Source organism: Gemella haemolysans (genome assembly GCF_012273215.1).
Classification (GTDB): Bacteria; Bacillota; Bacilli; order Staphylococcales; family Gemellaceae; genus Gemella; species Gemella haemolysans_A.
In genome coordinates this window covers 1,306,065-1,329,588 of the sequence record NZ_CP050965.1, presented here as the reverse complement: position 1 = coordinate 1,329,588, position 23,524 = coordinate 1,306,065, and the positions used below count along the sequence as shown (strand labels likewise).

25 protein-coding genes are annotated in these 23,524 nt (G+C 29.6%); 12 read left to right on the top strand and 13 right to left on the bottom strand.

Annotated elements, in window-relative coordinates; translation table 11 throughout:
- The first annotated feature begins 132 nt into the window (after positions 1-132).
- Both gorA and FOC48_RS06330 read left to right on the top strand, forming a co-directional pair.
- A complete protein-coding gene (gene gorA, locus FOC48_RS06335) occupies positions 133-1,485 on the top strand; it encodes a glutathione-disulfide reductase (RefSeq protein ID WP_003147177.1) in 1,353 nt (450 codons plus the stop codon).
- Positions 1,486-1,582: 97 nt separating this feature from the next.
- Positions 1,583-2,323 (top strand): hypothetical protein, encoded by a 741-nt coding sequence (locus FOC48_RS06330; protein ID WP_003147176.1) that lies wholly within the window; start codon positions 1,583-1,585, stop codon positions 2,321-2,323.
- Between the two features lie 74 nt (positions 2,324-2,397).
- Here the strand turns inward: FOC48_RS06330 and FOC48_RS06325 are convergent, their stop codons facing one another.
- From FOC48_RS06325 to cysS, 5 genes are all read right to left on the bottom strand, one after another.
- Positions 2,398-2,922 carry an NYN domain-containing protein gene (locus FOC48_RS06325; protein WP_003147175.1) on the bottom strand — a complete coding sequence of 175 codons (525 nt, stop codon included), beginning with the start codon at positions 2,920-2,922 and terminating at the stop codon, positions 2,398-2,400.
- Positions 2,923-2,943: 21 nt separating this feature from the next.
- Positions 2,944-3,348, bottom strand: a complete 405-nt coding sequence (locus tag FOC48_RS06320) for a GNAT family N-acetyltransferase (protein WP_003147174.1) — start codon at positions 3,346-3,348, stop codon at positions 2,944-2,946.
- Between the two features lie 181 nt (positions 3,349-3,529).
- A complete protein-coding gene (gene rlmB, locus FOC48_RS06315) occupies positions 3,530-4,345 on the bottom strand; it encodes a 23S rRNA (guanosine(2251)-2'-O)-methyltransferase RlmB (RefSeq protein WP_003147173.1) in 816 nt (271 codons plus the stop codon).
- Positions 4,329-4,760 (bottom strand): Mini-ribonuclease 3, encoded by a 432-nt coding sequence (locus FOC48_RS06310; protein WP_003147172.1) that lies wholly within the window; start codon positions 4,758-4,760, stop codon positions 4,329-4,331. Before FOC48_RS06310 ends, rlmB begins: the two co-directional genes overlap by 17 nt.
- Positions 4,745-6,142: a cysteine--tRNA ligase gene (gene cysS, locus FOC48_RS06305; protein WP_003147171.1), complete on the bottom strand. Its 1,398-nt coding sequence runs from the start codon at positions 6,140-6,142 to the stop codon at positions 4,745-4,747. Before cysS ends, FOC48_RS06310 begins: the two co-directional genes overlap by 16 nt.
- A gap of 222 nt (positions 6,143-6,364) precedes the next feature.
- Here cysS and FOC48_RS06300 point away from each other — a divergent pair, with 222 nt between their 5' ends.
- Positions 6,365-7,243 (top strand): YitT family protein, encoded by an 879-nt coding sequence (locus FOC48_RS06300; RefSeq protein ID WP_003147170.1) that lies wholly within the window; start codon positions 6,365-6,367, stop codon positions 7,241-7,243.
- Positions 7,244-7,359: 116 nt separating this feature from the next.
- Here the strand turns inward: FOC48_RS06300 and FOC48_RS06295 are convergent, their stop codons facing one another.
- Positions 7,360-8,253: an IS3 family transposase gene (locus FOC48_RS06295; RefSeq protein WP_172497895.1), complete on the bottom strand. Its 894-nt coding sequence runs from the start codon at positions 8,251-8,253 to the stop codon at positions 7,360-7,362.
- A complete protein-coding gene (locus FOC48_RS06290) occupies positions 8,184-8,768 on the bottom strand; it encodes a helix-turn-helix domain-containing protein (RefSeq protein ID WP_172497806.1) in 585 nt (194 codons plus the stop codon). Before FOC48_RS06290 ends, FOC48_RS06295 begins: the two co-directional genes overlap by 70 nt.
- Before the next feature lie 273 nt (positions 8,769-9,041).
- Between FOC48_RS06290 and clpP the strand changes: the two genes are divergently transcribed.
- Positions 9,042-9,689: an ATP-dependent Clp endopeptidase proteolytic subunit ClpP gene (gene clpP / locus FOC48_RS06285; RefSeq protein WP_003147167.1), complete on the top strand. Its 648-nt coding sequence runs from the start codon at positions 9,042-9,044 to the stop codon at positions 9,687-9,689.
- Between the two features lie 36 nt (positions 9,690-9,725).
- Here the strand turns inward: clpP and FOC48_RS06280 are convergent, their stop codons facing one another.
- Complete coding sequence (locus FOC48_RS06280) at positions 9,726-10,982, bottom strand: peptidoglycan bridge formation glycyltransferase FemA/FemB family protein (RefSeq protein WP_003147166.1); 1,257 nt, start codon at positions 10,980-10,982, stop codon at positions 9,726-9,728.
- 212 nt (positions 10,983-11,194) lie between these two features.
- The gene (gene pssA, locus FOC48_RS06275) at positions 11,195-11,713 is read right to left on the bottom strand and encodes a CDP-diacylglycerol--serine O-phosphatidyltransferase (RefSeq protein WP_003147165.1); all 519 of its coding nucleotides are present in this window, start codon (positions 11,711-11,713) and stop codon (positions 11,195-11,197) included.
- Between the two features lie 175 nt (positions 11,714-11,888).
- On the opposite strand from pssA, the gene FOC48_RS06270 reads away from it, so the two are divergent.
- Both FOC48_RS06270 and FOC48_RS06265 read left to right on the top strand, forming a co-directional pair.
- Positions 11,889-12,797 carry a YitT family protein gene (locus FOC48_RS06270; RefSeq protein ID WP_003147164.1) on the top strand — a complete coding sequence of 303 codons (909 nt, stop codon included), beginning with the start codon at positions 11,889-11,891 and terminating at the stop codon, positions 12,795-12,797.
- Between the two features lie 106 nt (positions 12,798-12,903).
- On the top strand, positions 12,904-14,061 hold the full coding sequence (locus FOC48_RS06265) for a chloride channel protein (RefSeq protein ID WP_003147163.1): 1,158 nt from the start codon (positions 12,904-12,906) through the stop codon (positions 14,059-14,061).
- Between the two features lie 51 nt (positions 14,062-14,112).
- Here the strand turns inward: FOC48_RS06265 and FOC48_RS06260 are convergent, their stop codons facing one another.
- From FOC48_RS06260 to FOC48_RS06245, 4 genes are read right to left on the bottom strand one after another with little or no spacing between them, the layout of a single operon-like run.
- Positions 14,113-14,832 carry an ABC transporter ATP-binding protein gene (locus tag FOC48_RS06260; RefSeq protein WP_003147162.1) on the bottom strand — a complete coding sequence of 240 codons (720 nt, stop codon included), beginning with the start codon at positions 14,830-14,832 and terminating at the stop codon, positions 14,113-14,115.
- Positions 14,832-15,827, bottom strand: coding sequence for an ABC transporter substrate-binding protein (locus tag FOC48_RS06255; protein WP_003147161.1), 996 nt, complete (start codon positions 15,825-15,827; stop codon positions 14,832-14,834). The genes FOC48_RS06260 and FOC48_RS06255 overlap by 1 nt, the downstream gene beginning before the upstream one ends.
- Positions 15,808-16,593: an ABC transporter permease gene (locus FOC48_RS06250; RefSeq protein WP_003147160.1), complete on the bottom strand. Its 786-nt coding sequence runs from the start codon at positions 16,591-16,593 to the stop codon at positions 15,808-15,810. Before FOC48_RS06250 ends, FOC48_RS06255 begins: the two co-directional genes overlap by 20 nt.
- Complete coding sequence (locus FOC48_RS06245; protein ID WP_003147158.1) at positions 16,568-16,849, bottom strand: thiamine-binding protein; 282 nt, start codon at positions 16,847-16,849, stop codon at positions 16,568-16,570. Before FOC48_RS06245 ends, FOC48_RS06250 begins: the two co-directional genes overlap by 26 nt.
- Before the next feature lie 559 nt (positions 16,850-17,408).
- On the opposite strand from FOC48_RS06245, the gene lepB reads away from it, so the two are divergent.
- The 6 genes from lepB (at position 17,409) to FOC48_RS06215 (ending at position 23,510) form a co-directional block, all read left to right on the top strand.
- A complete protein-coding gene (lepB, locus tag FOC48_RS06240) occupies positions 17,409-17,960 on the top strand; it encodes a signal peptidase I (protein ID WP_003147157.1) in 552 nt (183 codons plus the stop codon).
- A gap of 164 nt (positions 17,961-18,124) precedes the next feature.
- Complete coding sequence (locus FOC48_RS06235; protein WP_003147156.1) at positions 18,125-19,726, top strand: CTP synthase; 1,602 nt, start codon at positions 18,125-18,127, stop codon at positions 19,724-19,726.
- Between the two features lie 16 nt (positions 19,727-19,742).
- Positions 19,743-20,402 (top strand): DNA alkylation repair protein, encoded by a 660-nt coding sequence (locus FOC48_RS06230; RefSeq protein WP_003147155.1) that lies wholly within the window; start codon positions 19,743-19,745, stop codon positions 20,400-20,402.
- Between the two features lie 224 nt (positions 20,403-20,626).
- Positions 20,627-21,526, top strand: coding sequence for a phosphate/phosphite/phosphonate ABC transporter substrate-binding protein (gene phnD, locus FOC48_RS06225; protein WP_003147154.1), 900 nt, complete (start codon positions 20,627-20,629; stop codon positions 21,524-21,526).
- 3 nt (positions 21,527-21,529) lie between these two features.
- Complete coding sequence (locus FOC48_RS06220; protein WP_003147153.1) at positions 21,530-22,912, top strand: sensor histidine kinase; 1,383 nt, start codon at positions 21,530-21,532, stop codon at positions 22,910-22,912.
- Positions 22,893-23,510 carry a response regulator transcription factor gene (locus FOC48_RS06215; RefSeq protein ID WP_003147152.1) on the top strand — a complete coding sequence of 206 codons (618 nt, stop codon included), beginning with the start codon at positions 22,893-22,895 and terminating at the stop codon, positions 23,508-23,510. The genes FOC48_RS06220 and FOC48_RS06215 overlap by 20 nt, the downstream gene beginning before the upstream one ends.
- The last annotated feature ends 14 nt before the right edge of the window (positions 23,511-23,524 follow it).

Genomic DNA, 23,524 nt, shown 5'->3' with positions numbered 1-23,524 from the left:
TAAGCATATATATTGAATTTAATTGTTAAATGTTGCATAATATGAGATATAGAGATTAGATTTATGTGATATAATTATATAAATGCTAATCTTTAGTTGATAAAAGCTATACAATATTATAGAGGTGAAAACATGGCAAAACATTATGATTATATTGCGATTGGTGGAGGAAGCGGAGGAATAGCTTCAATTAACCGAGCTGCAATGTACGGTGTAAAAGGATTGTTAATAGAAGGAAATGAATTAGGTGGAACATGTGTAAATGTTGGATGTGTTCCTAAAAAAGTTATGTGGCATGCGTCACAAATCTCTGAGAGTTTAAAATCATATGCTAATGACTACGGATTTAGTTTTGAAAATTTAGAATTTGATTTTTCAAAATTAGTAGGTAATCGTTCTGCTTATATCGATAGAATTCATGGTTCTTATGAACGTGGATTAAATAATAACAAAGTAGATTTAGTAAGAGGATATGCTAAATTTGTTAATAAAAATACAGTTGAGGTAAATGGTGAACAATATACAGCGGATCATATTTTAATAGCAACTGGTGGACAACCAACTATTCCTAATGTTGAGGGAGCAGAGTATGGTGTTACTTCTAATGAAGTTTTTGCATTAAAACAATTACCGAAACGTATTGCAGTAGTAGGTGCAGGATATATTGCGGTTGAACTTGCTGGTGTATTCTACGGTTTAGGTGTAGATACTCATTTATTTGTACGTCGTGATCGTCCTTTAAGAACTTTTGATAGAGATATAGTAGATACTTTAGTAAAAGTTATAAATGAAGAAGGACCAACTCTTCACACAAATGCTATTCCTAAAAAAGTTGTAAAAAATGACGATGACAGCGTTACTTTAGTGCTTGAAGACGGACGTGAAACTACAGTTGACCTATTAATTTGGGCAATTGGTAGAAAACCATTAACTGAAAATCTTAATTTAGAAGCTGCAGGAGTAGAACTTGATGAACGTGGATTTATTCCTACAGATAAATTCCAAAATACTAATGTAGAAGGAATTTATGCAGTAGGTGATGTAACAGGGCGCTTAGCGTTAACTCCAGTTGCAGTTGCTGCAGGACGTAGATTATCAGAAAGATTATTTAATAATAAACCTGAAGAACACTTAGATTACACTAACGTTGCTACAGTAGTATTCTCACACCCAGCGATTGGTTCTATTGGATATACAGAAGAGCAAGCTATTAAAGAATTTGGTGAAGAAAACATTAAAGTTTATAAGTCATCATTCACTCCAATGTATTCAGCAATAACTAGCCACAGACAACCTTGTTTTATGAAACTTATTACTCTTGGTGAAGAGGAGAAAGTTGTAGGATTACATGGAATTGGCTATGGTGTAGATGAAATGATTCAAGGTTTTGCTGTTGCTATTAAAATGGGGGCAACAAAACGTGATTTCGATAACACAGTAGCTATTCACCCAACAGGTTCTGAAGAATTCGTAACAATGAGATAATTTTATAAAAAAATGATTGGCCTTTTTCTAGGTCAATCATTTTTTTTATTGACTTTCTATTTTTATAGGAGTATTCTGAACATAGGAGGGGATTATTATGAAAAAAATATTAAAAACAATAATTATTGGAATATTCACTGTGTCGATAGCCACAGGTTGTGTGAGATTCAGTAATGATACTAATGATAAGCAAGAAAAAAATATTTCTGAAGAATCTTCTAATAAAGTCTTTAGTGAATGGATTGGGAAGAAAGGGATAGATAGTATTAAAATTAACACATTGAAAAACAATGTTAAAGTTTATTATCACGATAATGAGACGATTTTAATACAAGGAAAGTACAAAGGAAATTATAAGTATTTTATTGATAATAATTTATTAGATATTACTGCTTTCGCAGAGGAATTAGGTGATAATAGCCTTAATGTATATCTTCCTAATAAAGTATATAAAAATATAAGTCTGGAAAATAGAGATGCAACTTCAAAAATATTTGTAAATGTAGAAAATTTAATTATTAATAGTAATGACGAGGTAGTAGTTGATGGAGCTGAGATAGGTAATCTTAAAATTGCTACTGATAATAAAAAGGTACAGATTACAAAGGATACTATAAATAAAGCGATTATTGAAACTAAAAATAATACAAAGATTATAGTAGACCAAACTAAAGTGAATTCTATGGATTTAATCACAGAATCTGGAGATATTTTCGCAAAAATTAAAGGAAATAAACAAGATTATCAAATAAATTATAATAAGAACACAAAAGAAATTAAAGATAAACAGATAACAGCAGTGTCAGATAAAGGGAAAATTGAAATTAGCTTTAGTTAGATTTGAGAAGGAATTTTTCAAAATATTAAAATAAGAGATGGATTTTTAATTAGTCCATCTCTTTGTTTTTATATTTAGAATCTACCATTTTTTATGAAATTTTCTAGTTTTTTTCTATCATTATCACTCATGCGGATATGTCTATTTTTTAATTCTCGTGAATTATGTTTTTTTGTTATTTTAGAAACATTTTGTTTTCTATCTTTCAACTCTTTTATAAACATATGACAATCACGTAAAATCGCTCCGTAGCCAAGAGTAGTGTCACGTTCATCATGATCGTCACTTACAACTATTATATCGATGAAATGATCAATTCTTAGCTCTCTAGTTTTTCTTTCTATCCATTGATCAGCTCTTTCACCAGTTTTTGTATAAACAATAGTGATAGGTGGTTCTTCTTTAATATATTCTTTTGAACGTGTTAGATAAGCGTCGAATATACAGTACACAATATAATTGTTACCTCCTGCATATTCGCGAAGCATATCAATTAGAATATCTCGTTCTGTAGGAAAGGTAGAGCTTTTTATTAAGTCATATTCTTTCATACGAAAAAGTAAATTATAACCATCAATAAATAAATATTGTTTTTTCATAAAAAGTCCTCCTTTGATAATTTAATTAATTTCTTTCCTCATATCTACATGCTCAATACCAGCGTCTAAATAGATTGTATCGTTAACTTGATTATAACCTAATGATTCGTAAAACTTCCCAGCTTGAATTTGAGCACTTAGTTCGATAATTATTTTTCTTTTTAAAATTTGCTGGGTGATATTTTCGCATCCATTAATAAGTTCACGGCCAATTCCACGTCCACGGTATTCTTTATCAATAGCAACGCGTCCGATGTGAATAACATCTTTATCCATATCGATAAGACGTGCGACTCCGATAAGTTTATCATCACTAAAATATCCAATATGAACCGTATTTTTGTTATGATCTTTTTCATCTAATTCTAGTTCAATAGGAACATTTTGTTCTTTAACGAATACTTCTATGCGAAGGGAGTGACTCAAAAATTGTGATTTCAGAGAAATCGATTTTGTCGAGTCACCCCCGCACAGTTTATTAGATATCTAAAAAGCTTTTAAAAAGCGAATTTAGATATCAATAAACCACTGCATCTATGAGTTACCATATACACTTTTTTGAAAATTTATGACTTTTGGGTCAAGCTCTTCTTTAGATTCTAATATTTTAATCATTAGATTTAATTCTTTCGTACATTATTATACCAGCTGCTACAGAGGCATTTAAGCTCTGTATTTTTCCTAACATTGGTAGGTGATATAAGAAATCACATTCGTTAGTAACAACTTTACTCATACCTTCACCTTCGTTACCAATAACGATAGCTAAAGGTACATCTTTTGCGATTTTTGTATAATCTTCAGAACGTTCAGCTAATGTTGTTCCAGCAATCCAGAATCCTTTTTCTTTTAATTTTTTAATAGCGTCAGTTAGGTTTGATACACGGATAACAGGCATGTGTTCGATTGCTCCTGCAGAAGCTTTAACCGCAGTTTGGCTAACCACAGCGGCACGACGTTTAGGAATTATTATTGCCTTAACACCACTTGCTTCAGCAGTTCGAATTATTGCACCAAGGTTATGTGGATCTTCAATATGATCTAAAATAAGTAAGGTAGTGTCCTTATTAATTTCTAAGTTATTTACTACTTCATCAAGTTCAAAGTAAGAGTATGGCGCAACATAGGCGATAACTCCTTGATGACGTTCAGTAGTTGAATTGTCTAGCTTGCGTTTTGGAACTTCTTGACAAATGATTTTTTTCTCATTTGCAATGGCGAAAATAGATTTCAATCTTCCTTTTTCTATACCCTCTTGGAATAAAATTTTATTAATTTCACGACCTGATTTAATTGCTTCTAATATAGCATTACGCCCAGCAATTACTTCTTTATCTAAATCAACTTCAGCAGTTTGAACTTGAGATTTTTGTTCTTTGTTTTTCAGTCTTAATTCTTTATAGTGTTTATTGTTTTTCTTCATATAGTCTAATTATGTAGTTAAACATTTCCTCCAATCTTTCAAAGTTTTTTTCTAAGTATAAATAACCGAATACTGCCTCTAGTCCAGTAGCAAGTTTGTATTCCATAATACTTGCATTTTTTGCTTTAGAGTTGTTTTTTTGATTTTTTGCACGGTTATAAATTTTTTCTTCTTGTTCAGTTAATATTCCATTACTTAGTATGTTTTCCATAAAACTTGCTTGGGCTCTGGCAGATACGATTGTAGAAACTGTTTTATGAAGATCATTTATTTTTCCTAAGTGATTTTTCATAACATATTCTCTACTCATAATATCGTAAATACTGTCTCCAATATAGGCAAGGGTTAAAGCTTGCATTTGGTTAGGGTTAGCGAAGTTTTTTTCGGTAAATTTAAATGTTATATTTTTTTCCATCGTACACCTTGTTTTGTATCTTCTAAGATAATTCCTTGTTCTTTTAAGTCATCCCGAATTTTATCAGCTAAGGCGAAGTCACGGTTTTTACGAGCAGCTTCACGTTCAGCAATTAAGCTTTCGATGTGTTCACTATCAAGTGTATTATCTTCTTTTACATTTATTCCAAGAATTGAACTATATGTTTCAAATGCAGCGTTAATTAATTCTAATGTTTCTTTATTAACAGTTTCTTTTGCTGTATAAGAATTAGATATTCTTACGATTTCATACCATGAAGAAAGAGCATTCGCTGTATTGAAATCATCTTGCATATATTCTTCAAATTTATCTAGTTCTTCTGTAACTAATGTTACAACTTCTGTATCTAATTTTTCTTCAGTCATTTCGTTATTTAATCTGAATTGTAGATTTTGATATGAAGTTTTAATTTTTTCGAAGTTTGTTTTTGCTAATTCAATATTTTCTAATGTGTAGTTAATTGGAGTTCTATAGTGAACTGTCAACATGAATAAACGAAGTACCATTGGATCAATTTCAGCAATAATATCTTTTACTAAACGGAAATTCCCTAAACTTTTACTCATTTTAACATTATCAATATTTATAAATGCATTGTGCATCCAGTAATTACTAAATGATGCATGGTTATGACATTCTGATTGTGCAATCTCATTTTCATGGTGAGGGAATGTTAAATCCTGACCACCAGCGTGGATATCGATTGTTTCGCCCAGTGTTTCTTTAGCCATAACAGAACACTCAATGTGCCAACCGGGGCGACCTTCTCCAAATGGACTATCCCATTTAACTTCACCTGGTTTAGCTTTTTTCCATAGTGCAAAATCTAGGGGATCTTCTTTGTGTTCTCCAACTTCAATACGAGCACCACTAATTAAATCATCGATAGATTGTTTACTTAATTTTCCGTAGTCTTCTTTTTTACGAGTTCTGAAATAAACATCACCGTCTGCTTCATAAGCAAATCCTTCTTCAACTAATTTAGCTATGAATTTGATTATTTCTTGCATATATTCTGTAACTCGAGGATTTTTTGTTGCTCTTTTACATCCTAATGCATCGTAATCCTTAAAGAAAGCATTGATGTACTTATCTGTAAGTTCACTAGTAGAAATTCCTTCTTCATTACTTGCTTTAATAATCTTGTCATCAACGTCAGTAAAGTTAGAGATAAAATCTACTTCATATCCACTATGTTCTAAATATTTTCGTACAACATCAAAAACTATAATAGGACGTGCATTACCGATATGAATATAATTGTATACAGTCGGTCCACAAACATACATTCGTACTTTATTTTCTTCTATTGTTTTTAAAATTTCTTTTTGTTTTGTCAATGTATTATAGAGTTTAATCATAAATAGCTCCTTTTTAATTGGGGGCAAATATGTAAGTGATGTACTCCCAAAATTCTCAATTTTTTAATAATTAGAAAAATCTATTACTTAAATTTTAACACAAAATGTTGATAAAATGAATTATTTATTAATATTTCATGTGAGATAGTTGATTTTTAATTGTTTTAAAATTTAATTTGTATTAAAATATATAGTGGATAAAAAATAAAGGATAAGGATAACATGAAATTATCGGATACGATTTATACGACTGATCAACATAAACAATCAAAAGATATATTTCTAATAATACTAGGAACAGTATTATTCTCAATTTATGCTGGGTTGTTAATACCTGTTAATAATATTGGTGCGGGTGGTGCATTAGGATTAAGTTTAGTAATTAATAAAATAACTGGGATAAAAATAGGGACTGCACAATTTGTTTTAAATGTCCCATTATTTTATTTAGGCTATAAATATATTGGGAGAAAATTTGTAATACTAACAGGATTAGTAATTAGTATCTCATCTTTTTTAATTAACAATTTACCTAAGATAATAACTCCTGTTAACCTTGGAGATTCTCTTGTAGCCGCAATCTTCTGTGGAATTATTTCGGGATTAGCTATGTGTTGTCTGTTGGTTGCTGGAGCTTCAACGGGTGGAACGGATATAACAGGTAAGTTTATTACTAAGCAGTTTAAATATAATCTACCAACAGTTTTTTTAATACAAGATATAACAATATATACAATAGTGTGGATATTTTTTGATATTAAATATGTAATGTATGCACTTGTAATGAGTTTTGTACGTAATCAGACGATGAAAGGTGTTCAAAAATTCTTTTCAGCATATATACAATGTACAATAATTTGTAGTAATCCAGAAAAAATGGTGGAACTAATAAACACTACACTGCATAGAGGTTCTACAATAATGGATGTTGAAGGTGGATATTCTCATAAGAAAAAAAGAATGATTATCGTAGTTATTCAACAAAATGAGATGCATCTTTTAAGACAATTAGTAGCGAAAAATTGTCCAGAAGCATTTATTACAGTAACTGCAGTTAATACTATTGTAGGTAATTTTAAAGAACATTCATATAGACTATAATAACAAAGTAAATACGGCTTGAAAACACAGGTTTTCGAGTCGTATTTTTGGGAGTGACTCAAAAATCGTGATTTCGTAGAAATGATGTGTACCCAAAATTCTGGACACATATATATTTAGTTTAGACAAGTGGATGTTATCCTGTATTGTACAGGAGGCATCCATTTTGTTTTTGATTGAATTCTCTTGTTGTTGTAATAATTTATATATTCAGATACAGCTTTACTAAACTCTTCAAATGACATATAAACCTTTTCATAACCATAATATATCTCCGTCTTCATTCTTCCAAAAAGTGATTCCATGATACTATTATCATAACAATTTCCCTTTCTAGACATCGATTGAATGATTCCATGTTTTTTTAACTCACTTCTATAGTGTGAATGTTGATACTGCCACCCTTGATCAGAATGCATAATTAATCCTTCTGTATTTGGAAATTTATTAAATGCTTGTTCTAACATCCTTTTTATCTGATCTAAATTTGGATGTAAAGATAAATCATATGATATTATTTCATTTGTATGCATATCTAGAATCGCTGAAAAATAGCACTTTCCCCATGAAAAATTGAATTGTGATACATCTGTAGTCCATTTCTGTAAAGGAGCAGTCGTACTAAAATCTCGATTTATTATATTATTAGCGACTTTTCCTACTGTTCCCTTATATGAATGGTATCTTTCTTTAGGAGTTTTCCCTTTCAATCCTTCTTTATGCATAAGACTTTGTACTCGTTTATGATTTACTTTAAAACCTCTATTAATTAGTTCATTGTGAACTCTACGGACACCATATAGTCCTTTATTTTCGGTAAAAATAATTTTAATTTCTTTTAACACTGGTTCATTACGAATAGCCTCAACACCTACTTCTTCCTTATTTACTAAATAATAATACGTTGATTTTGCCATTCCTATTTCTTGTAAAAGGCATTTTAATTGATATCCTTTTTTTCTAAGTTCTTTGATGATTGCTGCTTTTTCGCCTTGAGTTGCGCAGCCCATTTTTCTCGCCTCAAGGCTATTAATTTTTTTATTATTTCTTTTTCCGCTTTAATATTTTCGATTTCCGCTTTTATAAATTTATTTTCTGCACGTAATCTAATTAATTCTTCTCTTTCTGACTCTTTTAATGGTTTAGGACTACTATTTTCTTTCATGATAGGTACCTTTCTTGGTCTTCCTTTCTTCTCATCTACAAGTCCATTATAACCTTTTTCTTTATATTTTTGAACCCATTTATACAGTGTCCTATAGTTAATTCCATTGTCTAGTGCAACGGAATTATATGAATAACCAGCTAAAATTTTAGAAACTAATACTAGTTTTTCTTCTGAATTCCACTTCTTATTTTTTGTTTTATGTCGCAAGACACCTACTCCTAACGAATCAACCATTCTTTTCCATTTTCTAATAGTATCTTTAAATTTTCTAGTAGTTATTCCATTCGGTGTTTCTGGATATTCCCCTCTTTCATACATCTCAACACATTTTACTTTAAATTCAAAACTATAACGCATAAAAATACCCCTTTCACTGGTTTGTCCAGTAAAAGGGGTACATATCAAAATCGATTTTGTCGAGTCACCCCCGCACAGTTTATTAGATATCTAAAAAGCTTTTATAAAGCGAATTTAGATATCAATGAACCACTGCGTCTATGAGTTCTCATATGAACTTTGTCGTTTGGGTCAACCCCATAATAAAGGAAGTTTAAAAAGGGGAAATAAGTTGATAATTGACCATATTTGATATATAATAACAAGTGAAAAAGAAAATTAGGAGGTAAGAAAATGAATTTAATTCCTACAGTAATTGAGCAAACTTCTCAAGGAGAAAGAGCTTATGATATTTATTCAAGATTATTAAAAGATAGAATCATTATTTTAGGATCAGATGTTAATGATCAAGTAGCTAATTCAATAACAAGTCAACTTTTATTTTTAGAAGCACAAGATAGTGAAAAGGATATCTACTTTTACATAAATTCACCAGGGGGAAGTGTAACGGCTGGATTTGCAATTTATGATACTATGCAACATATTAAATGTGATGTTGTAACTATTTGTATGGGTATGGCGGCTAGTATGGGAGCATTCTTACTTGCAGCAGGAACTATTGGTAAACGTTATGCACTTCCAAATGCAGAAGTGATGATTCACCAACCCTTAGGTGGAGCGCAAGGTCAAGCAACTGAAATTGAAATAGCAGCTAAACATATTTTAAGAACTCGTGAAAAATTAAATAAAATTTTAGCGGACAGAACTGGACAAACTATTAAAGCTATTGAACGTGATACAGAACGTGATAACTACTTAACTGCTGAAGAAGCATGTGAATATGGATTAGTTGATAAAGTAATGTATCCAGAAAATAATAAACCACAAAAAAAAGAGAAACCAAAAAAAGCTACGAAAAAAGTTGCTAATAAATCAGAATAAATAAAAAAAGGAATTGGGCATGCAACCCGATTCCTTTTATATTTTCCAAATTTTTCCAAGAGCGTTACGAAATTCGTAATTATCCATAAAGTATTCTATATTACCATTGAAATTACGTTTAAATTGAAGAACACCGTAGTCACTTGCTGTTTCAGAAGTGAAATCTTTTGAGGTACCGAAGAAATTGAAATATTTAAAGTTATTATTTATTGCATATTTCATCATATGGAATAATATAGCATATGGTCCTTCATAACGATGGAACTTACTGATTGCTCCACTAGTGAAGTATATTAAATCTTGTCCTGATTCGATGAAACTTGCACATGATAAATTAATAATATTTCCATTTTCTGATTTTAGTTCTTTTATTTTTTCAATTTTTTTATACCAAATTCCAATATTTTCATCAAATTCCTTTAGACGATTCGTTGCCTTTTTAGCGTTAACTTTACCTTGATCTAGTTTTTCTTTTAAGTCATCTCGTTCTTTTTCAAGAGTAGCTATTGTTTCTGTAGTAGTTTTAATAAATTGATCGCAATCAATGTAAGAAATAAGATAACGTGCTTTTTCACCAATATTATTTTTAAGTGATTTAAAGTATGTATTGTCACGAATTTCAAAATTAATTCTATTTTCTGTGGCACGATTTATTTCGTCAAAAATTTTAGCATCATTCTCATTAAAAATATCTATTTCTCGTACTAATACACCTTCTTTAATAGTTCTATTTATAGTATAACGAGCAATTTGAGATATATTTTTTAATAAATTATATTCTGTTATGTTTTCATCTAATGACTTAGAAAATATACAACGGGGAGGTAATGTTGGATTTCTAAACAAGTCAGCATTCATAGGGATGTAATTTAAATCATTCAAAATTTTTGCGACTTTTTTAGCATCTTGATTTTCAGTAATATATTCAATATCTTTGAAATATTTCTCGTTTACAAAAGGATTCACCCTTACAGAAAGCACGCGAAGATCTTTAGCAAAGTATTTTTTTAATTCTGTCATATAGAATTTTACTAGTTCAATATTTGAATAATTCATAATTGGACCAAATTGAGCAGTCACCTTATAAAAGAATTTCTTATACTGAAAATAAATGAAAGTTCCATAAGCTAAGATTTTATTATTTTCTTTAACTGCTAAAATTTTAGTTTTTAAATTATTATTGCTATTATTTGTCATGAAATTATATTCAGCTGACTGAGGGAAAAAATAACGGTGGTTATTTTCTTTTTGAAATTGTTGGAGTTCCTCACTATTAATTTCAGTAAATATCATCTTGAAATCTCCTTTTTAATATGTTTATTTTCAAAATTACTTATACGATTATATAATAAATTTTAGAAAAAAAAAAGTAATATACTGTAATTAAACTGATATGAGGGTAAAAGTAAATCAATTATAGTGTATAATAATCTTGAATTCATACAAATAATCGATCTAACTCAAAGAAGGTTGTAATTAGTTAAAAAACAATTACAACCTTATTTCTATATTTTCTTAATCTTTAAATTGCTTACCATTAGATAAGAACATAATATTACTAAGATTAGCGTAGCAATGCTTGGTAATTTTATCGGTGCGATAATCGCAAGAATTGTTCCACAAGTTGTGATAGGAACACCTTGGTAGTATCCATTTTTCATTTTTGTAACGTTGAATCTGGCTAGACGATAAGCACCACAACATACGTATACTCCGCAAATTATTGCAACTATTGTTGTTAGAATAGCTGATGGTTTTTCAGTAGTAACAAATATTTCAAAAACAAGCATAGCTGGTGCAACTCCAAAACTAACTACGTCACATAATGAATCTAAATCGTGACCAATTTCAGAAACAACACCAAGTTTTCTTGCAACGATACCATCGTATCTATCTGCAAGCATGGCTAATATAATAAAGACAGTTCCCCAAATGAAATATCCGTGTGATGTAGTCAAAATTGACATGAATCCACAAAATATATTACATAAGGTAAGATAATTTGGTATGAAGTTTTTATTCATTTTAAAAGTCAACCTCCAATATTGATATTATAATTATAGTACAAATTTGAAATAATGTCTAAGAAAATATAAAATTTATAATAATTAAAGTTAGAAAATTTATATAAGTACGGTGTTGTTTATCCTGAAAGAAACTGTTATAATTAGGGTACAGTTGAATTTTGGGAGGTGCACTATGGAAAAGAATTTTAAAAATTTAAATTTAATGAAGATCATAAAAGAACTGCTTATTATCTCTTTGGGATGTGCAATTTATTCTTTTGCGATTATGCATTTTAATGTTCCAAACAAACTTGCAGAAGGTGGAGGAACAGGGATAGCGCTGTTATTATTATATGCAATTGGACTACCGGTTTCTGTTGGGACAATTTTGGTGAATATTCCTTTATTAGTAATCGGTTATAAAATGTTAGATAAGAAAACTATGTTATATACTGTATATGGTATTTTTATGCTAACTTTTTGGATAGGAGTATTTGAAAAATATAATATCGCTATTGATATAGGAGGGGATAGACTACTTGCTTCTGTTTTTGGGGGGATACTTGCTGGTATTGGTCTTGGAATAGTCTTTTTAGCAGGTGGAACAACCGGGGGAGTAGATATCGTAGCTAAGATTATTCAACTTTATACAGGAAGTTCAATCGGTAGAATAATTCAAGTTCTCGATGGAGTAATTATAGCTTTAACATTTGTAGTAGTTAAAAGTTTTCCTGCGATATTATATACATTAATTTATATTTTCATATGTACTAAGATGATTGACTATGTTGTTGAAGGTGGTGTTCCTGGAAAAGGAGTAATGATTGTTTCATCAGAGATTGAATTAATAACTAAACGAATTCAAGATGATATGAATCGAGGTTTGACATATATTAAAGGTCAGGGAAGTTATTCTAAGAAAGATTTAAATATAGGATATTGTGTAGTCTCTAGAAATGAGATAGGGAAAGTGAAATCTATCGTTTATAATATTGACCCACGGGCGTTTGTAACAATCACCGAAGTTCATGATATTATTGGTGAAGGATTCAGTTATGATCAACCGAAGAAAACGAGATTATCGTTTAAAAACAAATTATAAAAAAGGATGTATGGGAGTGACTTTATAAAAATGATTTTTTATGAATCATAAGTCTAAAGTCGCTCCTATTATTATTTAATACAAGGAGGAAAAAATCAAAAATAGTATGGTTAAAAATTATTATATAAGATTAGTAAGTTTAATATTATTAATAGCTGTTTGTTGTTCGGTATTTGGGCAGATACTATTAAAATTAATAGAGATAACAAGTGGTTACTATAAGTATTTGATAGTATTAACACCTTTAATTTTAATTTTCACAAAATTTAGTAATAAGTATTTAAAAACTAATACGATAGGAATGAAATATTTTATAGAAGCTGCAACTGGTAATAAAGATAAAGTAACATGGAGCTTTCCTTTTATACTAACGTTGAATACCTTATTAGCACATGGATTTGGAGTAAGTGTTGGACGTGAAGGAGTTGCTGTACAATTAGGTGGAGCTATCGGAGGTAATCTTACTGGAGGAGATTTCAGTAAGGAGAAGAAACAATTTTTTGTTAAATTAGGAATGATTTGTGGTTTTGCAGGATTATTTCAAACACCACTTGCTGCAGTAGTATTTATTTTAGAAGTTGTTAATGAAAAATTTTATTTTACAGTGAATAAGGTATATGAGTATATAATATATATAATCGGAGCATATATTAGCGCCTTTGTTTCCCATAAGTTAGGTTTAGAGAAGTTCTTTGTAGAAATAGATGTAAGTAAGGTAAATATAAATTTAGAATTTATATTCAAACTTATTTTAATTGGTATTGTTTTTGTATTTGTAGGGATCTTCTTTGTTGTTATTCAAAGAAAAATTAAAGAAGTGGTAGTTTTAAATGAGAAAATCAGTTGGATTCTTTTGATTGTTTTTATTCTAGTTAGTTTTATTTTTGAATATAGGTATGCTTCGTTAGGAACAAATTTAATTGGCTTTTCTTTCACAAACTTTGAACAAATTCAAATTTATGATTTTATATTGAAGATTGTTTTAACAGCGATTTGTACAGGTATTGGTTTTAGTGGTGGAGAAGTTACGCCACTATTTGCGATAGGAGCTACATGTGGAGTGATTTTAGGAACTTATTTAGGATTACCTATTTTAGTAACAGCAGCTCTAGGGTATTGTCTTGTATTCTCAGCAGCAACGAAAACTTACATTGCTCCTATACTTCTTGCTTTAGAAGTATTTGGTTATAAGCTTATGCTCTTTGCAATTGTTCCTTCATTTCTAATTTACTTAATAAATAAAAAGTATAGTATATATAAGTAGTAAAGATATAGAAGAAACCCTAGTGTGATAATTCACACTAGGGATTTGTTTTTAGAGTCCAAGTATATTAAGTATTTCTTTTTTATATTTTAATTTTTGCTCATCTTGATTTTCTATATCAAGATTTATTTTAATTTCTGATACTATTTCACCAGGTTTGTTTTTTATGATATAAATTCTATCACTAAGATCGATAGCTTCATCAATATCGTGGGTAATAAGTAGAGTAGTTAAGTCAAGTTTATTCTTAATTTCTAAATACCAAGAGTGTAGTGAAATTTTAGTAATTGCATCGAGTGCACTGAATGGTTCATCTAATAAGAATAGTTCTTCTTTAAACATATATGTACGAAGTAGTGCGATTCTTTGACGCATACCTCCACTTAATTCACTAGGATATTTATCTTTATATTCATAAAGATTAAATAATTTTAGACTTTTTATTGCTTCTTCTTCAGCTTCTTTTTTACTGACTTTTCTTATTAGAAGTGGAAGTGTTATATTTTGAATAATAGTCTTATGCTCTAGTAATAAATCTTTTTGAAGCATATAACTTACACGACCTTTATAGTCTGTGTTACCTTTTATAGATATCTCACCACTTTGAAGAGGATTGATACCTGCGATAATATTGAAAAGTGTAGTTTTACCAACACCACTACCGCCGAGTATAGATACGACTTCACCTTTATCGACGTAAATATTTATATCATGTAATATTTTATTGTTCGGATAATTGAAAGATAAGTTTTTTATTGATAATATATTCATTATTTTATAAAGTCATTGCTGAATCCAGTGTTTTCTGCAAGAGGTTTTTCAGTGATTTTGTTGTCGTTAACCCAACGGTAGAATGCATTCCATCTGTTAGCGTCGAATTCACCCCAGTGATCTTTGTTTGATGCATATTGTTTAGATAAATATTTTTGAGATTCAACGATGAAATCTTTTTTATCTTTTAATTCTGGAGCATTTTTAATTAAAATCTCTGCAGCTTCTTCAGGATGTTCTATAGCGTAGACATATCCTTTCTTAATAGCTTTAAGAACTTTTTTAGCTTCTTCTTTATTTTCTTTTAAGTAATCATTATTTGCAATAATTACTGGAGAATAGTAGTCTAAGTCTTTATTGAAATCTTTTAAGTAGAAGTAGTTAATGTCTAATTTCATACTTTCTGCTAATTTACCATCCCAAGCATAGTAAATCCAAGCAGCATCGAAAAGACCATTTTCTAATGGAGTAACAGAGTTAGTATCTGTATTTGGAGCTAAGTTTAACTTATTAGCATCTCCACCTTGTTTTTGAATTAATGATTTAACCATTGCTAATTCTACTGGATCATTCCAAGTTCCATATTTTTTACCTTCAAGGTCTTTAGGTTCTTTAATATTGTTTTTCTTAAGCGAAATAATACCAGATGTGTTATGTTCGATAATAGCAGCTACAGCAGTGATTCCTGCTCCTTTAGAAAGTTTGTTAGCCATTGAGTCTTGGTAATAAATTCCAAAAGGTGCTTTATTGTTAATAATTAAATCAGAAGTACTGTCTTCAGGTGCTGGTTTAATATCAAGATCGATACCTTCTTCAGCAAAGTATCCTTTTTCCTTCGCTACATATAGACCAGTGTGGTTAGTATTAATCGCCCAGTCAAGAACGAAGTCAACTTTCTTAAGTTCTTTTTTCTCTGCATTTTTATTTACTGTACTACATGCAGTTAATGAAATTGCTAAGATAAATGCAAAAATGCTAGTTAATATCTTTTTCATGATTTTCTCCTATATATTTCCATTTAATAAATTTTTTCTCACTTAGTTTAACAAGTTCAATACTTAGTAAACTGATGACTGATACTAATATGATAATTGCAAACATAGTATCATATTCAAAAAGTTTTTTTGCTTTAATCATGTATACTCCAAGTCCTTCAAATCCTCCAAGCCATTCAGCTACTACTGCAGCGATAAATGCATAAGAGACGCTGACTCTAAGTCCTGCGTAGAAATAACTAAGACTAGTAGGAATTTTAACATGCCAAAGTATTTGGAATTTACTCGCATTCATAAGACGTAAAAGAGTGATCATATCTTTATCACAGTTTCTAAATCCATCTAGAATACTAACAACTATTGGGAATGTTGTCGTTAAAACAATCAATACAATCTTTGGAGTTAGTCCGTATCCAAGCCAAAGAACAAGGATAGGGGCTATGGCTATAGTTGGAATAGTTTGAGTTAGTACTAAAAGTGGATAAATTGTCTTATTAAATATTGGTATACTATCCATAATTAAAGCAAGAAGCCAAGCTATGACTATTCCTAGAAATAATCCTATTATAGCTTCGAGTAGGGTGATTTTGCTGTGAAAAATTAATAGTTGATAGTTTTTTATAAATGCTTTTACTATTTCAATGGGTGTTGGAATAATGTATTTAGGTAATAAACCAAGGTTTCCAGCACCTTGCCAAATTATGATTAAGCACAACATAGAAATAGTTGCAGCGTATTTGTTAATTAAATTTACTAATTTTCTCATCAATAGTTAAAACGTCTCCGTAGTTAATTTTCACATTTGCAAAAATATTTTTGCTGTCCTCACCCGCTAGGACTAAACATTCTTTTAATGTATCCATTAAATCATTGAATTCTCCTTCAATGACCGTTTCGAATGGAGTTACCTTTAAATTAGAATGTTTATTTTGTAGAAAATAGATAACTTTATCTATAATCTTTAATCTCCCATCATGATTATCAAGTGGAAGAATTTGTAATGCAATACTGCAATTTATCAAAATAAAAAACCTCCTTACAATATAAGGGGGGGTCTAAGTTTTGTCTTTAAGCTAAGTGTACCTACGCTGGCATTATCCAGATCAGGTGCGGTCGAAATATTGATATTTCCTCTCAGACTGTTCACAGACTCCCGTATAAATAATTATAGCATAATGGTAAAATAATTCAATAAAAGTACTTTCAAGTGAGTGACTCAAAAATTGAGATTTCGGAGAAACAAAATTTTGTCGAATCATCCCCGCAAAGTTTAGTAAATATCTAAAAAGCTTTTGTAAAGCGAATTTAGATATCGATAAATCACTGCGTCTATGAGTTTTTATATGAACTTTGTTAAATTTTAGGTCTTTTGGATTAGTCTCAAATAGGTAAGACTGTAAAATAGGTGAGATGAGTAGATTTAATATAACATAAATGATATATTTCTATATAGAAGTCTAAAATCATACTAGAGTTATTAATTATAATAACAATAGTATATATAAAAGAATTATTTTTGATTTTTCTTTTGATATATGATAGAATTATTAATCATAAATAAAATAAAAGAGGGATATACCAGTGAAAATTTTAAGAGAAATTATGGAATGGATAGTAGTTGTAGTAGTTTCGATAGCTATTTATCTTGTTCTAAGCACTTATGTTATTGCACCTTTTACAGTAAAAGGTCACTCAATGGACTACACATTTGCTGATAACGATAAAGTTTTCGTTAATAAATTTAGTAAAAACTTTGAACGTGGAGATGAAGTTGTTTTCCACGCCAATGAAACTGATGATTATATTAAACGTATAATTGGAGTTCCTGGAGACACAATTGAGTACAGAAACGATGTATTATATGTAAATGGTCAAAAAGTAGATGAGCCATACTTAGCTCAAAAAATAAAAGAGGCTAAGGCTTCTGGTACAGCACCATTTACACCAGATTTTAATATTGAATTTTTAAGCAGTACAAAATCTAAGACAGTACCTGAAGGGACATACTTCGTACTTGGAGATAATAGACAACACAGTACGGACAGTCGTGTCTTTGGATTCGTTAAAAAAGAAGCGATGATTGGAAAAGTAAGCTTAAGATACTATCCATTTAGTTCATTTAAATTCTTTTAATATTCAATCATAAAGAAAATTATATATATCGAATTATTTTAGTTGCTAAAAATATTACGTTATGCTAGAATAATATACGGGCACTCTTAAAGAGTGATTTAAGAAACCACCCCCTGCGATAATTTCGTAGGGGGTTTATTATTTTTTAATAGAAGGAGAACACAATGACAAAGTATATTTTTGTAACAGGTGGAGTAGTTTCATCATTAGGAAAAGGGATTGTAGCGGCATCAGTAGGTCGTGTATTAAAAAATAGAGGATTAAAGGTAACATTACAAAAGTTTGATCCATATTTAAACGTTGACCCAGGAACAATGAGTCCATATCAACATGGAGAAGTTTTCGTTACAGAAGATGGAGCAGAAACAGATTTAGACTTAGGGCATTATGAGAGATTCATCGATGTTAACTTAGGACAATATTCTAACGTAACTGCAGGACGTGTTTATTCTTCAATTATCGAAAAAGAACGTCGTGGAGATTATTTAGGAGGAACAGTTCAAGTAATTCCTCACGTAACTAACGAAATAAAATCTCGTGTATTATTAGCAGGAGAATCTAGTGATGCAGACGTAGTTATTACTGAAATCGGTGGAACAACAGGAGATATCGAATCTTTACCATTCTTAGAAGCTATCCGTCAAATCCGTAGTGATTTAGGTCGTGATAATGTATGTTTCATTCACTGTACATTATTACCATATATTAAAGCTGCTGGAGAAATGAAAACTAAACCAACTCAACAATCAGTAAAAGAATTACGTGGATTAGGTATTCAACCAGATATTATCGTAGTGAGAAATGAGCTTGCTCTAAACGATGAACTACGTGCTAAAATTTCATTATTCTGTGACATTCCTAAACAAAATGTTATTGAAAGTCGCGATGTAAGTAATTTATATCAATTACCAGTAAATCTTAAAGCTCAAAAAATTGATGACATCGTATTAAATCACTTTGGTTTAACAGCACCAGAAGCTGATATGACTGAATGGTTATCATTAGTAGAGAGAGTAGATAACTTAAAAGAAAATGTAAGGATTGCATTAGTAGGTAAATATGTAGAACTTCATGATGCTTATATTTCAGTCGTAGAATCACTTAAACACGCTGGATATAAACACAATGCTAAAGTAAAAATTGATTGGATCCAATCTGAAGATATTACAGAAGAAAATGTACATGAATATCTTAAAGATGCAGATGGAATTTTAGTTCCTGGTGGATTTGGTGATCGTGGAGTAGAAGGTAAAATCACAACTATTAAATATGCACGTGAAAACAATGTTCCGTTCTTCGGTATTTGCTTAGGTATGCAACTTGCTGCTGTTGAGTTTGCACGTAATGTATGTGGATTAACTGGAGCACATTCATCTGAATTAGATCCAAATACACCATACCCAATTATTAACTTATTAGCAGATCAAGAAAATGTTGTTGAAATGGGAGGAACTTTACGTTTAGGAAGTTACCCTTGTACATTAACAGAAGGATCTGTAGCACACAGAGAATATGGGGAAATCAACATTACTGAGCGTCACCGTCACAGATACGAATTCAACAACTTCTATCGTGATCGTTTATCTCAAAAAGGTATGGTATTATCAGGTGTGAGTCCAGATGGAAAACTTGTTGAAATAGTAGAGATTCCTGAACACCTATGGTTCGTTGCAGGTCAATTCCACCCAGAATTCAAATCACGTCCAGAAAAAGCACACCCATTATTCGCTGGATTCATTAAAGCAAGTTTAGAAAATAAAAGATAAGAAGTAGAGATTTAATATGAAATTATCAGGTTTAATCACAGAACTTGAAAACAATCGTAATGAACTTTTAGCTGAATCAATGGAAAAGTACATGCGGGATAAATTCAACTTTCTTGGTATAAGAGGACCGAAAAGAACAGAATTATTTAAGAAGTATTTTCCTACAGCTAGAAAAACAAAAGAAATAGATTGGAATTTTATTGAAACTTGTTGGAATAAAGAAGAAAGAGAATTTCAATATGCGGTAGTGTATTATTTAAAAGCTATGCAAAAATTTCTAAAAAAAGGTGATATTTCAAAGCTAAAGTATCTTGTAGTTACTAAATCTTGGTGGGATACAGTTGATTTACTATCTAAGATTATTGGTGATGTTGTGAATCGTAACAAGGAATTAAAAACTTTGATGTTAGAATGGTCAAAAAAAGAAAACAATATCTGGTTAAGAAGAGTAGCTATTTTACATCAATTATCATTCAAAGAGAATGTAGATAAACTTTTATTAGAAACAATACTAGAAGATAATTTATCTGATGGTGAATTTTTCATTAATAAAGCTATAGGATGGGCACTTCGAGATTATTCAAAAGTTAATCCAGAATGGGTTAGGAAATTCATAGAAAAAAATAGAAGTGAAATGGCGAATCTTAGTTTAAGAGAAGCGATGAAATATTTATAGGATTAGTTAGAGAAAATTGCTTATATTTAAATGAGTGATTTTCTCTTTTTTCAATATTAATATAATGTTATACTATTAATAAATGGAATTTAATATAAATTTTATACTATAATGTAGCTTTAAAAATACAATAATATACTTAGGAAGATATTATAAACAAAATTTTTATGTGATAATATTTTTTAGTCTAATAATAAGTTTTATAATAATAGAGGTGAAATATAATGAAGAGAATAGTTACAAGTTTTTTTGTAGTAATTATTTCGGTTATACTATTAATAATTCTACCGTTTATTTTGAAAAATAAGCAAGAAGAATATATTGATTTTTCAAATGTAACGGAGTCTATTGATAATACTAATAATGATGATGAAAACTTGAGAATAGGATTGATTTCGGTAGCAGGAGATAATAAGAGTTATATCTTGGAGAAAGAATTAGCTAATTACATCGGTGAAAAACTAAATAAAAAGGTTAAATTGATTCAAAAAAAAAGTTATAGAGATATAAATATTCTATTGAAAAATAATAAAATAGATATTGCATTTTTATCAACAGGAGCATATTCATTATATGAAGATAAGGATTCATTAGAACTTTTAGCTAGACCAAATAGGGGAAAAGCATATTATCATCCTATAGTCATCGCTAAAAAAGACTCAAGTATAAAGGAGATAGAGGATTTAAAAAATATGAGTTTTGCTTTTGTTGATACTTATAGTTATTCTGGGTATTTAGCATTAAATGACTATTTTAAAAAAAATGGAATAATAGTTAATAAATTTTTTAGTAGTAATTATTTTACGCATAGCCATGAGGAATCGATAAACCAAGTTGCAAGTGGAACAGCGTCGGCAGCTATAATTGATGACTGGGCTTTACAATATATACAAAACAATTTTCCAGAAGTAGCTAACAATGTTAAAGTAATAAAGACATTCCCAGAGGTAGCGACTGGTCCAGTAGTTAGTCATAAAAATTATGAAGATAAAGAAAAAATTAAGAATATATTACTTTCTATAAACAAGGATAATTCAATAAAGAATACATTATCTCAACTTCAGATTGAAAAATATGTAGAAACAAAAGCAAGTGATTATCCAAATCTAATAAGCGAGGATTAGAAAATGGATAAGTTGAAGATAAAAAATAAAATTATAATATTTTTTGTGGTAATTTATACAGTATATTTGAGTGTTGTTCTAGTATATACGTATGCTAATAATAAAAATATACTTGAAGGTGCATTGAAAGATAGAATAACTCAAACTTATTACCAATTATCAGGAAATATTTCAGAGAACATAAAAACAGAAAATACTTATGAAATATATCAAAAAATTCATAGTGCATCAGTAAATAAAGAGGTAGCATATATAGTTATTTACGATAATGAGAAAAATATATTAGGGAAAACTTTAAAAGGTGTTCCAGAGAAACTTTTAACATTTAATACCGAACAATTAAATAATTTTAAAAGATATGGGAGCTCAAGAGGAGAATTATTAGAATATATTTCTCCTATAGATGATGTAAATATCGGATATATAAGGATAGGATTTTACACAAAAGATATTTATGTTAAAACATACACGCAGTTTTTAAGAATATTATTTTTAAATATGATAGTATTTCTTATGTTGTTAATAATTGCTTACTATATTTCAAAAATGATTGAACGCCCTGTTCAAGATTTAACTCTAGTTACAGATGAAATTATAAGAGAAGGAGACTATAGAAAAAAAATAGAAAAAGATAATTATAGCCGTGATTTCCATGTTCTTGTTAGCTCTATTAATAAAATGGTTGAGTCAAATAGAAAAAACAAGAAATTAAATAACTATTTATTAAACAAAATATTCAGAATTCAAGAAGAAGAAAGAAAAATGCTTTCTAGGGAATTACATGACGAGGTAAGTCAGTCTTTAGCAAGCTTGTTGTTTTTATTGAGTAATCTTGTAGAAAAAGAAAGTGATGAAAGAAAAAAAGATAGATTACTATTAATACAAACAGAGATAGAAAATAGTTTAACAAACATAAGAAATATTGCAGTAAATTTAAGACCACCAAGTTCAGAATTGAGTTTAGAAGAAGTGCTTATAAAATACATAGAAGATTATAAAAAATTTTATAATATCGAAGTGGATTTTTATACAAACTATAGAGGTGGAAAGAATAATAATTTTGATATAACCCTCTATCGTATAATTCAAGAATCGTTATCTAATATAAAACGCCATTCAGGAGCAACAGAAGTACAGATTAAACTTTATGGGAATGCAGATTACATTATCTTGAGTATTGCCGATAATGGTATTGGATTAACTAAAGAACGTGTAGAGAAGGCTAAAAAAGAAGGACGATTAGGAATTTATGGAATACAAGAAAGGATTTTAGATTTTTCAGGGGAGTTTAAGGTTTTACATAATAAAAAATATTCTACAATACTAACTTGTAAATTTAAGACTGAAGTGATAGAGGAGAAAGCTGATGAAGATATTATTGATTGATGACCATAAACTAATAAAAATTGGCATAAAAGTACTTTTAGAAGATGATGAAAAAATCAGTGTCATTGATGATTGTGCAAGTAAAACTGAATTTTTGGAAAAAATTAAAGATAATATATATAATTTATTTATTTGTGATATTTCATTGCCTGACGGGAGTGGATACGATATATTAGAAATTATAAAAGAGAAAAAACTCGATGCTAAAGTAATTATATTAAGTATGCATGAAGATAAATCATATATAAAAAAAGCTTTGAGACTGGGAGCCTCGGGTTACGTAACAAAAAGCACTGCTCATGAAGAAATCTTGCAAGCAATTGATAAAGTTATAGTAAAAGATGAAATATACTTAAATGATAAGTATGCTACAATCTTCTATGAACTATTTAAAGAAGATAAAGAAATAGAACTTAGTGAACGAGAAAAAGAGGTAGGGAGATATATAGTTGAAGGGTATACTCTGACAGATATTGGAGAGAAATTGTTTCTAAGTGTTAAAACTGTGGATACATACAAAAAACGCCTTATGGAAAAAACAAATACTAAAAAAAGAAGTGAATTAGTGGAATATTTAAAAAATAACCTTATATTATAACCAAAAGAAAAATA